Origin of the sequence: Streptomyces sp. CBMA123 (assembly GCF_014596465.1) — a bacterium.
Taxonomy (GTDB): Bacteria; Actinomycetota; Actinomycetes; order Streptomycetales; family Streptomycetaceae; genus Kitasatospora.
Genome location: NZ_MECK01000190.1, coordinates 1 through 15,346, shown reverse-complemented (window position 1 = coordinate 15,346; position 15,346 = coordinate 1). Strand labels below are relative to the sequence as shown.

8 protein-coding genes and 1 pseudogene are annotated in these 15,346 nt (G+C 73.2%); 4 read left to right on the top strand and 5 right to left on the bottom strand.

Annotated features, from left to right (window positions below; translation table 11 throughout):
- Positions 1-4: 4 nt before the first annotated feature.
- The 4 genes from BG452_RS21360 to BG452_RS21345 are packed head-to-tail and all read right to left on the bottom strand — an operon-like array spanning position 5 to position 4,547.
- Positions 5-709: a transporter gene (locus BG452_RS21360; RefSeq protein WP_188305947.1), complete on the bottom strand. Its 705-nt coding sequence runs from the start codon at positions 707-709 to the stop codon at positions 5-7.
- Positions 706-2,100, bottom strand: coding sequence for a flavin monoamine oxidase family protein (locus BG452_RS21355; protein WP_188305946.1), 1,395 nt, complete (start codon positions 2,098-2,100; stop codon positions 706-708). Before BG452_RS21355 ends, BG452_RS21360 begins: the two co-directional genes overlap by 4 nt.
- On the bottom strand, positions 2,084-3,019 hold the full coding sequence (locus BG452_RS21350) for an alpha/beta fold hydrolase (protein ID WP_317621163.1): 936 nt from the start codon (positions 3,017-3,019) through the stop codon (positions 2,084-2,086). Before BG452_RS21350 ends, BG452_RS21355 begins: the two co-directional genes overlap by 17 nt.
- Positions 3,012-4,547, bottom strand: coding sequence for a flavin-containing monooxygenase (locus BG452_RS21345; RefSeq protein WP_188305945.1), 1,536 nt, complete (start codon positions 4,545-4,547; stop codon positions 3,012-3,014). The genes BG452_RS21350 and BG452_RS21345 overlap by 8 nt, the downstream gene beginning before the upstream one ends.
- A 795-nt stretch (positions 4,548-5,342) precedes the next feature.
- On the opposite strand from BG452_RS21345, the gene BG452_RS21340 reads away from it, so the two are divergent.
- Positions 5,343-6,575 carry a PucR family transcriptional regulator gene (locus BG452_RS21340; protein WP_188305944.1) on the top strand — a complete coding sequence of 411 codons (1,233 nt, stop codon included), beginning with the start codon at positions 5,343-5,345 and terminating at the stop codon, positions 6,573-6,575.
- Here the strand turns inward: BG452_RS21340 and BG452_RS21335 are convergent.
- A complete protein-coding gene (locus BG452_RS21335) occupies positions 6,567-7,952 on the bottom strand; it encodes an MFS transporter (RefSeq protein ID WP_223242536.1) in 1,386 nt (461 codons plus the stop codon). The two genes, BG452_RS21340 and BG452_RS21335, sit on opposite strands and share 9 nt — an antisense overlap.
- Positions 7,953-8,352: 400 nt before the next feature.
- On the opposite strand from BG452_RS21335, the gene BG452_RS21330 reads away from it, so the two are divergent.
- From BG452_RS21330 to BG452_RS21320, 3 genes and pseudogenes are all read left to right on the top strand, one after another.
- Positions 8,353-8,676 carry a hypothetical protein gene (locus BG452_RS21330; protein ID WP_188305943.1) on the top strand — a complete coding sequence of 108 codons (324 nt, stop codon included), beginning with the start codon at positions 8,353-8,355 and terminating at the stop codon, positions 8,674-8,676.
- Complete coding sequence (locus BG452_RS21325; RefSeq protein ID WP_188305942.1) at positions 8,673-14,558, top strand: type I polyketide synthase; 5,886 nt, start codon at positions 8,673-8,675, stop codon at positions 14,556-14,558. The genes BG452_RS21330 and BG452_RS21325 overlap by 4 nt, the downstream gene beginning before the upstream one ends.
- Positions 14,555-15,346: pseudogene (locus BG452_RS21320) on the top strand (acyl-CoA oxidase); the annotation flags it as partial. The gene BG452_RS21325 and the pseudogene BG452_RS21320, both read left to right, overlap by 4 nt.

Genomic DNA, 15,346 nt, shown 5'->3' with positions numbered 1-15,346 from the left:
GGGTTCATGCGGGGGCTCCGACTGCGCGGACCGGGTTCGCGTCCAGGGCGGCGTTGCGGTCGTGCAGCACGCGGTAGGCGCGGAAGCAGACGAATATCTGGGTGCCCCACGTGGCCAGCGCGGCGGTGTAGAAGATCGCGCGGTTCGCGTCGTCGAACGGCAGGGGGAAGAAGTCGTAGGTCAACGCGATGGCGGTCCCGGCGGCCGTGACCAGTGCCGTCCAGATCGCCGGCCACCTCGCGCCTGCCTGCCAGAGCCGCTTGACGAAGTACCCGAGGAAGACCGCCGTGAGGAGATTGACGACGACGTAGAACACGGCGACCGAGAACGCGGCGCGGTCGGTGTGGAGGTCCGCGCCGTGGAACGGCCGGAGGAACAGGCCGGCCACGACCGCGGCTCCGAACACGGCGATGTCGACGCCTCGGCTCGGTCTGTAGCGGTGGGTGACCATCATCAGACCCATGATCAGGATGACCGTGATGCCGACCGACCTGGAGAACGCGTCGAAGAAGTACGCCACGTCGTACAGGACGCTGCCGCGGTTGGCCCCGAGCAGCGACCAGAGCAGGAAGTTGCTGCCCGAGGTGGCGACGACCATGCACTCGAGGCCGAGGAGGTAGTTGCCGTAGCGGCGGATGAACGTCCATCCGTAGAAGTAGCCGGCGAAGATCATCCACAGGTCTGCCAGCAGGAACAGCGCTTCCCTCATCTCAGCGCCCCTTCTCGGACGTCGCGGGACAGGAGGGCGGTGATGCGCTCGGCGGCGCGCTGGCCCGTCAGGACCGCGCCGTTCATGCTGCCGGCCCATTCCCCGGCGGTTTCGGTGCCGGCCCAGTGGATGCGCCCGTGGGGCTCGGTCAGCGCCTTGCCGTAACTCACGGTCGCGTAGGGGGCGACGGCGGGGTTGGGGCCACCCGGGGCGAACGGCTCCGATCCCCAGCAGTGGTCCGTGTAGTCGATCGGGGTGCTGGCCTGGGGACCGTAGAGGCCGACGAGCTGCTGGACGACCCGGCTGCGTCGGGCCTCCGGGCCGAAGCCGTCGAAGACCCGCGGGTCGCAGAAGGCCATCAGGACGCCCGGCCCGCCGGGGGCCGGTGACACGTCGAAGGTGATGAACACCGTGCCGGTGTCGGTCAGCGCCTCGCCGGAGAGTCCGCCGGCCCGCCAGAACGGCTTCTCGTAGGCCACGAAGGCCTTGCTCAGCACGCCCATGCGCCAGGTCCTCGTGAGCCCTTCGGCCTGCTCGGGCAGAGCGGGGTCGAACTCGATGTCGACGCGGTGCGCGGGCGGGGCCGTGACGATCGCGTACCTCGCGTGGACCTCGCCGACGTCGGTACGGACGGTGACGCCGTGGTCGTCCTGTGCGATGCGGCGCACCGGTGTCGCCAGGCGGACGCTGTCGCCGAGCCGGTCCGCCACCCGCTTGGCGATCTCCTGGGTGGTCTCGACGAACCGGTCCTGCTGCTGCCCGCCCTCGACGTCCAGCATGTGATCGATGCCGCCCGCCGCACGGATGTAGCGCAGGGCGTGCAGCAGGGAGACGTCTCCCGGTGCGCAGCCCCACTGCACCTTGCTGACGACGGTCATCAGCGCACGGGTGCTGGGCAGCGCGTTCTTCCGGTCGAGCCACTCGCCGAACGAGACGGCGTCGAGCCGGCCGGCCTCCGGCGACTCCCACGCCGCGTTCACGTAGACGCTCGCGACCAGCTTGTTCACCGCCGTCTGGATGCGGGCCATGTCCACCAGGGCCGCGGGGGAGACCTTGGGAATGGTGCCGCTGTAGGTGCGGCGCCGGCCCGCCATCCACAGCACGTTGCGTCCCTGGTTGAACTGGGCGGTCGTGGTACAGCCGACCCGGCTCGCGAGGTCCCGGATCGCAGTGTGGCGCCGTGCCACCCACGTCGCGCCGAGGTCGACCTTCACTCCTGCCACCTCGCCGGAGAGCGATCGCCCTCCGACCCGGTCGCGACCCTCCACGACCAGGACGGAGCGGCCCTCGCTCGTCAGTCGTTCGGCGGCGCTCAGGCCGGCGAAGCCGGCGCCGACGACCACGACGTCGACCGTGGTGGCCCTGGAGACGCGCTCAGGAGATGCGGACATGGTTTCCTCCTTCGCCCACGCGGGCCGCGTGCTGCGAGATGTACTGGGTGACGGGGCCGACGAGGCCCTCGGGGATGTGGTGACCCATGCCGGGAACGACCACGTGCTGGGCCGAGCGGATCGCCCGCACGGTCGCGGCGCCGCCGCTCGGGTTGACCAGGAGGTCCCGGTCGCCGTTGATGACCAACGTCGGGGCCGTGATCCCGCTCAACTGGGCCGTCCGGTCCCCGGAGCGCTGGATCGCCTGGATCTGGCGCGCCACGCCGGCCGCCGGGTCACCGGCGGCGCGGTCCCAGCCGCGCGCCGCGAGGGCCGCCTCGGCCGCGTCGTCGATGGGATATCCCGTTCCCGCGATGTGCCTGGTGATCCGCAGATGGGCCCGGACGGCCTCGGTCCTGGTCCTCGCCGGTGGGGCGGCGAGGAGCCGGATCGTCGACAGCGCCGGCCGGCCCACCTTCTTCGCCCCGGTCGTCGAGTAGACGGACGTGAGCGACAGAACGCGCTCGGGCGCCGTGGCCGCGATCGTCTGCGCGATCATCCCGCCCATCGACCGCCCGACGAGGTGCGGCCGCGAGATCCCGAGATGGTCGAGGACGCCCACTGCGTCCTGGGCCATGTCGGCCAGCGCATAGGCATCGCCGCGCGGGCGGGCGGCGATCTGCCGCCAGAGCGCGGGAGGGGGTGCGGCGACGAACGTCGACTGGCCGACATCGCGGTTGTCGATCGCGATCACCCGGAAGCCGCGGGCGACGAGCGAACCGACGAACGAGTCGGTCCAGAAGGTGAGGTCCTCGCCCAACCCGGCGACGAGCAGGATGGCCGGGTCGGCCTTGTCGCCGACGTCGCGGAAGCAGATCGTCATCCCGGACGGCAGGGCCGCGTACTGGTCGGCGCTCCCCGCGCCGCTCGCCTCAGACACGGGCCGCTCGCCTCCCGCCGGGCAGGTGCGCGGCCGGCCGGCCGGCGCCGAACTGGAGGTTGTCGTCGGCCACCGGTCCGCGCAGGGCCTTGGCGTCCTCGGGGTAGGACATCGCCATCCGCCAGGGCTTCTCGAGCCCCTGCTTGGGCAGGAGCTTCTCGCCGCGCCTGGCGTAGCCGGCCTGGAGGTCCATGACGGGCCTGTACTCCATCCCGGGCTGCGCGACCGGGACCACCCGGTCGTACCCGTGCGCGTCCATGTGCCGCACGAGGTCGATGAAGTACCGGCACATCAGACTCACCTTGAGCGTCCACGACGAGGTCGTGTAGCCGATCGCCATCGCCCAGTTGGGGATCCCGCTCAGCAGCATGCCGCGATAGCTGACCGAGTCCGCGAGGTCGATCTCGCTGCCGTCGACCACGATCGGCATGCCGTCGAAGAGCTGCAGGTTCAGCCCCGTCGCGGTGACGATGACGTCCGCCTCCAGCTCCTCCCCCGAGCTCAGCACGACGCCGCGGCTGGTGAACCGCGTGATCGTGTCGGTGACGACGCTCGCGCAACCCTTCTTGATCGCGTCGAAGAAGTCGCCGTCCGGTGCCAGACACAGCCGCTGGTCCCACGGGTCGTACGGCGGGTTGAAGTGCTTGTCGACGTCGAACCCCTTGGGCAGCCGCTTGATGTTCTCGCGCCGGATCAACCGGCGCCCGGCCTTCGGGAACGTCCGCAGTCCCTTGACGACGGCGCGGTCGATCCAGATGTTCTTGAACCGCGTCACGGCGTACCCGCGCTCCTCCCCCAGCACCTTCGTGAGCGCCAGGGCGAGCTTGTCGACGCGGGGCAGTGCCAGGACGTACGTCGGGGTGCGCTGGAGCATCGTCACGTGCCGGGCGGCACCCGGCCCGGTGGCCATCGCCGGCACCAGCGTGATCGCGGTCGCGCCGCTGCCGATGACCACGACCTTCTTGCCGCTGTAGTCCAGGCCCTCGGGCCAGTGCTGCGGATGGACGATCGTGCCCTCGAAGTCGTCGCGTCCCGGGAACAGGGGGGAGAATCCCTCGTCGTACCGGTAGTAGCCGGTGGCGGCGAACACCCACCCGGCCCGGACGGTCCTGGTTCCGCTCACGCCGCCGGCGGGGTCGGCCACCTCGACCGTGAGGGTCCACCGGCGGTCGTCCGAGGACCACTCGGCCCGGACGACCCGGTGGCGCAGCCTGATGAGCTGCTCCAGGTGGTTCTCCTCGACCGTCTCCCGGAGGTAGTCCCGGATCAGCGGTGCGTCGGCGATCGCGGCTTCGTGGCGCCACGGCTTGAACGCGTAGCCGAAGGTGTGGAGGTCCGAGTCCGAGCGGATGCCCGGATAGCGGAAGAGGTCCCAGGTGCCGCCGATGGTGTCGCGGCCCTCGAGCACGAGCAGGGACTTGCCGGGCAGTTCCCGGCTGAAATAGCTGGCCGCACCGATACCGGAGATGCCCGCTCCGATGATGACCACGTCGAACTCCTCGACGGCGTCACGCACCTCAGTTGTCATGGCGTTTCCTCGCTGTTCCCGGGGTGGTGACCTCACTGTCGCCAGCCACGGCCACCGGTGAGAACGACAGCGCGCACCTGCTTCGCACCGGGCCCGGTGCACGATGCACCAGCCGGCCCGGCGGCGCCGCCCCGAGCCGCCGTCGACAGCCGAACACCCCGCCGGCCGACGTGCCCCCGGCGCTTCGAGAAGCCGGGCGCCCGGGGACGTCTCCGAAGCGGCCCGCCTCGCCGCAGGCCTTGTCGCAGGCCTTGTCGCAGGCCTTGTCGCAGGCCCTTGTCGTGACATCACGGGCGTGATAGAGCTTTGCGGCGATTACCGGTACTCATCACCCACCGCGGTCACCACGGGTCCGGAGCCCGGAGGAGTGCCTGTGGCGTCGGAGGGGCAGAACGCGGATCTCGCCGCCCCACGGCGGCGGAGGACGCGCCGGTCCGGCTCAGGTGGCCGCACCGACCCAGTTACTCGTCGTCCGACCCCGGCGAGCCGGCACCGCCCGGCCGGCCGGCTGAAAGGTGGTCACGTGGCCGGTCTCTCCACGACAGGGCGCTGCGAAGCCCCGGCGCGTGCGGCAGGCGCGGCCGACCTGCCGCACCGCGGGCTCGGTGGGCCGCAGACCGTCCGCACGGTCGTCGCCGCGGTGGCGCCGTTCGGGATGGCCCCTCTCGCTGCCGTCGGCGGGTTGACGACGGGCGCCTTCGCTGCGGGCAGTGCCGCCGGCTCGCGCCTCCCCTGCCGGTGACGCCGCGCATGTCGGGAGCACCGGCTCTTCAAGGCCAGGAGCAGACTTCGGATATGGACGAGCTGTGGCCCCCGCCCTCCCTTGACGTCGCCGACGCGATCAGATCGTTGTGCCAGCGCCTGTTGACGGAAACGGACACCTTGCTCGACGCCGTCGCAAGGCCTTCTCTCGTGGCCCAGAACGATCCCGCCCTCCTCGCGGACGCCTCCCTGGTCGAGGAGGATCGCGAGCTCAACCGCTCCGATCTCCTCCAATGGCTGACGGCGAACATCCAGCAGCCGGGACGGCGGGTGGAGCCCTACGTGGGCCCGAGGACCACGGCGTACATCAATGACCTCGTCTCCCGTGGCATCGCGCCCGACTTCGCCGGTGCCTGGCGCGTGGCCCTGGGGATCGGATGGCGGCGGTGGCTGGAGGAGTGCGCGGCGCACTGCGCCGACCGTGACCTCCTGGTCGGCGTCCTGGACGTGTCGGCGAAGTCGCTGGTGCAGTACGCCCTCGACTCGGTCCTGGCCCTGCGCGAAGCCGGCCTCGCCGCGGCGATGGGCAATGCGGACGCCGACGCGATCGCCCTGATCCAGCTGATCGCCGGCGGGGCGCCGATGGCGGAGGATCTCGCCGAAGGACGCCTGCACTACCGGATGGCGCGCTGGCACATCGGTCTCGTGCTGTGGATCGACGACCCCCGGCAGGTCGACGCTCTGGACGAGGCGGTCTCGGCCGTGCGTTCCGTCGCTTCGGGTCGAAGCGCCCTGGTGGCGCGTGCCAGCGCCACGTCGCGTTGGATCTGGCTCTCGGGAGCAGGCATCCCGGACCTTCACCCAGTGGAGAAGGTCATGGCGACGGCTGACGAGGTTCGCGGGGCGGTGGGAAGGCCTGGGCATGGTCTCGAAGGGTTCCGGTCCAGTCACCAGGACGCTCTCGCGGCGCAGGCACTGGTCATCCGGCTTGGGTCCGATCGGCAGTTCCTCGCCTACGCCGACGTCGAGCTGATCGACGCGCTCACCAAGGATCGGGCCGGCGCCCGCCGGTTCGTCCTCAACACCCTCGGTCCGCTGGTCGAAGCCGACCCGGCACTACGGCAGGCACTCCTCACCTACGTGCAGTGCGGCTTCAACACCACCCGGGCGGCCGCCAACCTCTACGCGCACCGGAACACCGTCGAGCGGAGGGTCTCGCGCGCGAACGAGCTCTCGGCGGTCAAGGTGGAGGACAACCCGACCCACGTGGCGGCCGCGCTCCTCGTGCTGGACATCGCGCCCGACATCGCGACCGGTTCAAGCTGAACTCACGGCACCGGGGCCGACTTGGTGCTCCAGCTTCCTGAACCAGTGCAGGGCCGGGAGAGCGAGCAGGGTGGCGGTCAGCAGGGCCGTGAAGGCCATCGCGGGGCGGGTGACGAACAGTCCGACTGCCGTCGCCAGCAGTACCCCTCCGAGATTGCCCGCCATCCAGATGAGTCCAGCCGCCGTGCTCTCGGCTTCGGGCGCGTGTCGCTCGCTCAGGGACAGCACGATGGGAAGAGCGGGGAGCAGCACGAAGCCCGTCCCGGTGAGGGTGAGAAAGGCCGTGAGTGTGCTGGGGATCAGGGCGAGATGCAGGCAGGCCACAGCGGTGAAAGCGATCGCGACACCCATGACATCGATCTCGCGGCCGCGCCGATCTGCCCAGACCGGCACGACAGCACAGCCGATCACCCCGGCGATCATGGTCAGCGCGAGGATGAGGCCGGCGGTGGACTCAGGGACGCCTGCCGGCGCCAACAGCGGTTGCACGAACGTCGCGAGTGCGATGAACGTGCCCATGGGGATGGCGACGACCGCACACAGACGTCGTACGTATCGATTGCCGAACGCCGCGCGAAAGGCACGGAGGCCGCCGGTCGCGGCCGCGGACTCGCGGTTCGCATGCGGCGGGAAGCGAAGTGCCGCGATGAGACACAGCCCCGCGTCCATGGCGATCAGGGCTGTGATGAGGGTCAGGGTGCGGATCTGGCTCTCACCAGGCAGGAACGCGCCGAGCAGGTAGCTCAGGACCATGCCGGCGAACGTGGCGGAGGACGCGGCGGCGATCCCGGTGGCACGGTGCCGTTCCGCCAGGTAGCCCGCGGCAAGACCCGGTACGGCGTTCAGGATGAAGGGCTGTCCCACCGCGGCGACGACCTGGCCGACGAACGCCCAGGTGAAATCGTCCGCAACCAGTCTCAGAAACGCCCCTGACGCGGTGAGCACCGCGCCGATCACGAGGGCTGGACGCAGAAACCGGTCGAGCGCGATGCCGGCGGGGACGGCCAGCAGGACGTAGATCAGCGGGAAGACCTGGGAGAGCCAGCCGATCTCGCCGACGGAAACGCCGAAGTGCCGCGCGGCGTCCTGCGTCACGGGTGCGTAGTTCACGAAGAGCGCCTGGGTCGCGACTGCCAGGAGTCCGTAGCCCAGGAAGACCACCCACCGACTCTTCGGCTGCTCCACGCTCGGCGCAGCCGTGGTCGCGGCGACGCGTGCGACCCGTACGTTCTCGTTCGCGGTTCTGGATCTTGTGTGACGGCCATGCGACTCGCCGCGCCTCCGGGCGCTGAGTCGGATCATGACCGTGGCGACGACGCCTGCACCCAGGACGGCAGCTCCGCGCGCTCGTCGCTGTGCGGTCGACAACTCCGGCATCTCATTGTCCTTGTCGGTCGATCGTGGTGCTCCACTGTCGCGATCCGGATGACCCTTGGGTAGGGCACGGTGCACCCCGGTTGGCGCGGCGCTGTGCACTCGGCACTACCGGTGGTGGCCTCGGAGTCGCCGTTGTGGGACTTGCACCGCTGAGCGACGGACTTCGGGGCGGCGGCGGGGCCGGTTCCACGGACGGTGCGGGCGCCGTGACGTTCGCCGTCACCGGTGCCGACACGTGCCCGGGCCCGGGCCCGGGCGGAAGGGTGCTCCGGCTGCCCGGATTTCGTCGCCCGCACCACACGGCGGGGAGCCGCGGTGCTAGCTTCGCCGTGGCCGGCAGAGGCAGGCGTCGGCGGCACCCGCACGGCGGCCGGCACAGCGACCGGGACGAGGGAGCAGCTTGACGCACCGAACCACCGACCGGCCCGTGATCGACCCGGCGGACCTCGCGGTACTCGAGGAAACCGTCGGACTCATCCGCTCGGCCCGGCTCGAAGACATCCTCGCTGAGCTGCCGCCGACCGTCGGGCCAAGGAAGCGCGCCGACTTGGCGCGTCACTGCACGCTCATCCACGCGGCTGCGCCGCTCTTCACCGCCGCGCCGGCCGAACTGCCGGAGGCGGCCGGCCTGCGGCTGACGGCGCCCGGCCCGCCGCCCCTGGACGGCTTCCTGCTCCGGGCCCGCCGCCGACCGGCCAACGGCGTTCCGGGGGCGGGCAGATGACCGTGACCACCGACGACTACCTCGTCGCCGCCTTCGGGGACCCCGCGCGCCGCCACACCCTCCCCGCCCTGTTCGACGCGGTGGTCGACCGCCTCCCCGACACGGTCGCGGTGCTCGACGCGGGCCGTGCGCGCACCTGGTCCCACTGGCGGGCCGAGTCGTACGCGTTGGCCGCCGCGCTGCAGGAGTCGGGCATCGGCACCGGGGACGTGGTGGCGGTCCAACTGCCCAACTGCTGGGAGTTCCTGGTCGCCCACCTGGCCGTGGCCGAACTCGGCGCGGTGCTGCTCCCGCTGCACCTGGCGCTCGGGGAGCGCGAGGCCGAGTCCCTGCTGACCCGGGCACGGGCCAGAGTCCTCATCCGCCCGGCCGGGCACCCGGCCCGGGGCGACGCCACCGACCGGATCTCGCCGGCCCGGCTCCCGGCCCTCGATCGCGTCCTGCTCGTCGGAGGGGAGCTGCATGCCGGGCACATCGGCCTCGATGAGCTGATGGACCGCCATATCGGTTCCCGGCCAAGGCCTGTGCTGGTGACGCCGGATCTGCCCTTCGTGCTGATGCCGTCCTCGGGCACCACCTCCGAGCGCCCGAAGCTCTGCCTGCACGCGCACGCGGGCCTGCTCGCCAACGCCGAGGCGGTCGCCGGGCAGAGCCTCGCCTCCCACGACGACGTGCTGATCAGCGCCAGCCCGTTCACCCACCTGTTCGGTCTGCTCTCCGTCCACCTCAGCCTGTTCACCGGCGGCAGGCAGGCCCTGCTGCCGCGCTGGGACGTGGCCGCCTTCGGGCGGCTGGCCCGCGACAGCGCGGCGAGCGTCCTGTTCGCCGTCCCCGCGCAGCTGCGTGACGTGCTCCGGTCCCCCGGGGAGCAGCGCGGCACCCTGCGGGAGGTCAGGACCGGTGGGGCCGCCGTTCCCGCCGAGTTGGTCGCCCGCATCCGCGGGGTGCTGGGCGCGACGACGGTCGTGCAGTGGGGCATGTCCGAGCTGGGCGCGGGTACCACGACCGGGCCGGACGACCCGGTCGAGGTGGCGGCCCACAGCATCGGGCGGCCGGTTCCCGGCGCTCAGGCACAGGTGGCCGGGCCCGACGGCACGCCGTACCCCGACGGGGAGACCGGCGAACTCCAGTACCGCAGCCCGTACTCGTTCCGTGGCTACCTCGACGATCCGCAGGCCACCCGGGCGGCCTTCACCCCGGACGGCTGGCTGCGCACCGGCGACCGGGCCCGGCGCAACCCCGACGGCACCTTCTCCTACCGGGGCCGCGATGCCGAACTCATCAACGTCGGCGGGCTGAAGTTCACCGCCTCGGAGGTCGAGACGGTGCTCAGCGGCCTGCCCCAGCCGCAGGCCCTCGCGGTGGCCGCACGCGCCGACGACAGGCTGGGCGAGTACCCCGTGCTGCTGGCAGCGCTACGGCAGGGGCACACGCTCGAACTGGCGCAGGTGCACGCCAGGCTCGCCGAGACCGGGGTGGCCCCCTACAAGTGGCCGCTGGAACTGCTGATCGTCGACCGGATCCCGGTGACGCCGACGGGCAAGGTGGCCCGGGCGCGGCTCGCCCCGCTGCTGGTGGGCCCGACGGACCCTGGCCCACCGGACGCCGACCCACCGGACGCCGACCCGGCACCGCTGCCGTCGCCCACGACGGCAGCGCTGGAGGCGGCGCTCTCCCAGGTCGAGGCCGAGATCGCCGCGGTCACCGGGCGCCCGGCGGAGGGCACCGCCGACCCCCGGACACCCTTCAGGGAGCTGGGCCTGGACTCCGCCGGAGCCGTACGACTCGCGGCGCGGCTCTCCGCCCTCACCGGACAGCGGCTACCGAGCACAGCCGCCTTCGACCACCCGTCGCCCTGGGAACTGGCCCGTTGGATAGCCGCCGGGCCGAACCGACGGGCAGCCCCCGAAGCGCCCCACCCCGGACCCCGGACCCGCCCCCGGCTCCCCGCGTCCGGTGACGATCCGGTCGTCATCACCGGCATCGGCTGCCGCTTCCCCGGGGGGATCGACACACCGGAGGGCCTGTGGCAGTTGCTCGCCGCAGGTCTGGAGACGGTCGGCGGCTTCCCCCAGGACCGCGGCTGGGACCTGGCCCGCCTCTACGACCCGGAGCCGGGCCGAGCCGGCCGCACCACCGCCCGCGGCGGAAGCTTTCTCACCGAGGACGGCGGAGCCGGGGCCTTCGACGCCGCGTTCTTCGCCCTCTCCCCGCGGGAGGCACTGGGCATGGACCCGCAGCAGCGCCTGCTGCTGGAGACGGGCTGGGAGGCCCTGGAGCGGGCCGGGACCGCCCCGGCCGGGCTGCGCGGCAAGCCCGCCGGGGTCTACCTGGGCCTGATGCCCTCCGACTACGCACCGAGGCTGCACGAAGCCCCCGAGCTCTACGACGGACACCTGCTCACCGGCAACGCCCCGAGCGTGGCGTCCGGGCGGCTCGCCTACCTCCTGGGCCTGACCGGACCGGCCCTCACCGTGGACACCGCCTGCTCGTCCTCCCTGGTCGCCCTCCACCTCGCGGTCCAGGCCCTGCGCCGCGGCGAGGTGGACCTCGCCCTCGCCGGAGGGGCGACCGTGATGGCCACCCCGGCGTCCTTCGTCGACTTCGCCCGGCAGCGAGCACTGTCCCCGGACGGACGCTGCCGGGCCTTCGCCGCCGACGCCGACGGCGCGGGCTGGGGCGAGGGAGCCGCGGTGCTGGTGCTGGAGCGGCTCTCCGACGCCCGCGCGCACGGCCACCCGGTGCTCGCGGTGGTCTCCGGATCGGCGGTCAACCAGGACGGCGCCAGCAACGGACTGACCGCCCCCAGCGGGCCCGCCCAGCAGCAGGTCATCCGGCTGGCCCTGGCCGACGCCAACCTCACCGCCGACCAGATCGACGCCGTGGAGGCGCACGGCACCGGGACCCCGCTGGGGGACCGGGTCGAGGCGGGCGCGCTGCGGGCCGTCTTCGGCCCGGGCCGGCCGCGTGAACACCCGCTCCGGCTCGGGTCGGTGAAGTCGAACATCGGTCACACCCAGGCGGCGGCCGGGGTCGCCGGAGTGATCAAGGTGGTGCTCGCCCTGCGGCACGGCCTGCTGCCCCGCACCCTTCACGTGGACAGCGGCGCACCGGTGGCCGACCTCCCGCAGCCGCAGGACGACGCGGCGTACGAGGCCGTCCGACTGCTGCACCGTGCGCGGCCCTGGCCGGTCTCGGCCCGCCCACGCCGTGCCGGGGTCTCGGCTTTCGGCATCAGCGGGACCAATGCCCACGTCATCCTCACCGAGCCGCCGCCGGTGTCGCTCCAAGAGCCGGAGCAGGACCCCACCGGGCCCGGGCCGGCGGCGGACCAGCCGGTGGATCCCGCCGTTCCCTGGCTGCTGTCCGCGCGCAGCGACGAGGCGTTGCGCGCCGCGGCGCAGCGGCTCGCGGCGGCCACCGGGGCGGACGTCTCCCCCGGCCCGGCCGCGATCGGGGCCGCCCTGGCCCGGTCCCGGTCCACCTTCGAGCACCGGGCCGTGGTCGTGGGGCGGCACCGGGACGAGCTGCGCGACGCTCTGGCCGCCGTCGCGTCCGGCCGGTGGTCGGCCGACGTCGTGCAGGGCCGGAGCACGGGGCAGCGTGGCGGGACGGTCTTCGTCTTCCCCGGCCAGGGCGCGCAGTGGCCGGGCATGGCCGCCGACCTGCTGGACGCCTTCCCGGTCTTCGCCCGTTCGGTCCAGGAGTGCGAGCGGGCGCTCGCGCCGCACCTCGGCTTCTCGCTCGCGAGCGTGCTGCGGGGCGAGAGCGGCGCGCCGCCGCTGGAACGCGACGACGTCGCCCAGCCGGCCCTCTTCGCCGTGATGGTCTCGCTGGCCGCCCTCTGGCGCTCCTTCGGTGTCCACCCGGACGCGGTGGTGGGGCACAGCCAGGGCGAGATCGCCGCCGCCCACGTCTGCGGCGCGCTCCCGCTGGCGCAGGCGGCCCGGATCGTGGCGGTCCGCGCGCGGGCGGTGCGGCAGCTGGCGCCCGGCAGGATGGCGGCGGTGGGCCTGCCCGCGCGGGAACTCGCCGACCGGCTGGCCCGGCGTACCGGACTGGCCCTGGCCGCGGAGAACTCCCCGCGGTCCGCGGTGGTCGCCGGAGACGTCACGGCCGTCGAGGAGTTCGTCGCCGAACTCGCCGAACACGGCGTGCGGGCCCGGATGCTGCCGGTCGGCTACGCGTCGCACAGCGCGGCGGTCGAGCCCCTGGAGGAGGCCCTGACCGCGAGCCTGGCAGGAGTCGGCGCCCGTCCGGGCCGCGTTCCGTTCTTCTCCACGGTCGAACCGGGCCCCGGCCCCCTGGACTGCTCCCGGCTCGACGCCCACTACTGGTACCGCAACCTGCGGCAGCCGGTCCGGCTCCGCGACACGATCCAGTCCCTGCTGCGGCAGGGCCACCGCCGGTTCATCGAGATCGGCCCGCACCCCGTGCTGAGCCAGGCTGTCGAGGAGACGGCGGAGGCCGCCGGAGTCACCGCCACGACGGTCGGCACACTGCGCCAGGAGGCAGACGGTCCACGCCAGTTCCTGCTGTCGGCGGCGCGCGCCCAGGTCGGTGGCGCACCGGTCGACTGGACCGCCGCGTTCACCGGGGTGCGGGGCGAGCACATCGACCTCCCCACCTATCCCTTCCAGCGTCGGCAGTACTGGCTGACGACAGATCAGCGCCCCGGCCGGGCCGGCGCCGAAGCACCGCCCCTGCCGGAGCCGGGCCGTCGGCAATCGCACGACCAGGATCTGCTGCCCCTCGTCCTGGCCCACACCGCCGCCGTGCTCGGCCACCCCGCAGGCACCCGGCTGCCCGCCGACGCGGCCTTCCAGGAGCTGGGCACCGGATCGATGGCAGCCGTCGAACTGCGGACCCGGCTCAGCCACACCCTGGGCATCGCCCTGTCAGCCACCGCCGTCTTCGACCACCCGACCCCCGCGCTGCTCGCCGCGCACCTGCGGGGCCGTCAGCAGCGGACCGCGTCCGCCGGACCCACCGCAGACCTGCCCGACGGCCTGGACGCCCTGTACCGGCACGCCTGCCGCAGCGGCCTGGGCACGGTCGCCGCCGACCTGCTGCGGACCGCCTCACGGCTGCGGCCGTCCTTCGACGGCTCCGCGGGCACCGAGAACGCACCGGCCGCCGTCCGCCTGCCGGGCGGCTCACGCGGACCGGCACCGGTGCTGCTCTGCCTTCCGTCGGTACTCCCGACCGGCGGCCCGCACGAGTACGCGCAGCTGGCGCGGTGCCTGCCCGGTTGGGAGACGGCGGTGCTCCCGCTGCCGGGGTTCGCCGCGGGCGAGCGCCTGCCGGACAGTGCGCACGCGCTCGTCACCGCGCACGCCGAGAGCGCACTGCGCTACACGGGCGACCGGCCGGTCCTGCTCTGCGGCCACTCCTCGGGCGGGCTCGTCGCACAGGCCCTCGCACAGCACGTGGGGTCGATCGGGCGGCCGGCGGCCGGTCTCGTCCTGCTCGACACCCCTTGGCCGGAGCACGAGTTCAGCACGGTCACCCTCCCCGCCGTCCTCGCCCTCCTGGAGGAGCGGCAGCGGCCCGGCTCGCTCGCGGCCGAACCCGTCAACCCCACCCGGCTCACCGCGACCGGCGCGTACCTGCGCCTGCTGGACGGTCTCACGGACGGCGGCCCGGACGGCTCCGACACCGGCGCGTCCCCACCGACGCTGCTGGTCCGGGCCGAACGCCCGCTGGACGGGATCGGTGCCCTGGCGGCCCACTGGCCGCTCCCCCACACCCGAGTGGACGTCCCAGGCGATCACTTCACCATGCTGACCGAGGACGCGGCCTCGGTGGCCCGGGCGATCGACTCCTGGGCCTGCCCCGGCCTGCCGCGCCGCCCCACCCCCGCCAAGGAGCCCACCCAGTGAGCGACGCCCACGACACGCTGGCCGAAGCCGTCCTGCGAGCCGGCGCCGGCCGGCCTGGCCCGGCGCCCTATCCGGCGCTGCGCCGCATCACCGCCCGGACCGGCGGCGGCGAACCCCTGCTGACCACCGACCAGCCCGGCCTCAGGGCGCTGCTCGAAGTCACCGCCGCCGCCGATCCCAGGCTCTTCCACCTCATGTTCCTGCACCACTGCATGACCCTGGGCGCCGCGCTGGACTACGGCGCGACGAGCGGCGACATCGCCGAACTGGCCCAGGGCCGCTCGATCGGCGCGGCCCTGATGACCGAGTTGGGCCGGGGGAACAGCAGCTCCGACATTCGGACCGAAGCCGTCCTCGACCGCGCGAGCGGCGACTTCGTCCTGCACACCCCGGACGCCGCAGCGGCCAAGTACCCGCCGAACGTGGGCGAGGAGGGCATCTCCCGGACGGGGGTGGTGAGCGCCCGGCTGCGGGTCGACGGCACCGACCGAGGGGTCTTCCTCTTCCTGGTCACGCTCAGGGACGAGAACGGACCGTCAAGCGGAGTGACCGTCACTCCCCGTCCGCCCACCGCGCTGCTGCCGCTGGACTACGCCACCGTCCGCTTCGACCGCGTCCGGGTGCCCCGCCACCGCTGGCTGGCCGACGGCGCCCGGCTCACCGAGGACGGCGCCTTCTCCGATCCGGCCGGCGGAGCGGCGGACCGGACCCGCCGCAGCCTGGCGATGAGCCGCTTCGCCTGGGGCGCGGTCACCGCCGGCCTCGCCGCGGCGGCGCGGGCCGCCGTC

What these genes read in the sequence shown, in the direction of transcription:
- BG452_RS21345 (WP_188305945.1), bottom strand. Translation starts at nt 4,547, where the DNA reads ATGACAACTGAGGTGCGTGACGCCGTCGAGGAGTTCGACGTGGTCATC.
- BG452_RS21355 (WP_188305946.1), bottom strand. Translation starts at nt 2,100, where the DNA reads ATGTCCGCATCTCCTGAGCGCGTCTCCAGGGCCACCACGGTCGACGTC.
- BG452_RS21325 (WP_188305942.1), top strand. Translation starts at nt 8,673, where the DNA reads ATGACCGTGACCACCGACGACTACCTCGTCGCCGCCTTCGGGGACCCC.
- BG452_RS21335 (WP_223242536.1), bottom strand. Translation starts at nt 7,952, where the DNA reads ATGCCGGAGTTGTCGACCGCACAGCGACGAGCGCGCGGAGCTGCCGTC.
- BG452_RS21360 (WP_188305947.1), bottom strand. Translation starts at nt 709, where the DNA reads ATGAGGGAAGCGCTGTTCCTGCTGGCAGACCTGTGGATGATCTTCGCC.
- BG452_RS21340 (WP_188305944.1), top strand. Translation starts at nt 5,343, where the DNA reads ATGGACGAGCTGTGGCCCCCGCCCTCCCTTGACGTCGCCGACGCGATC.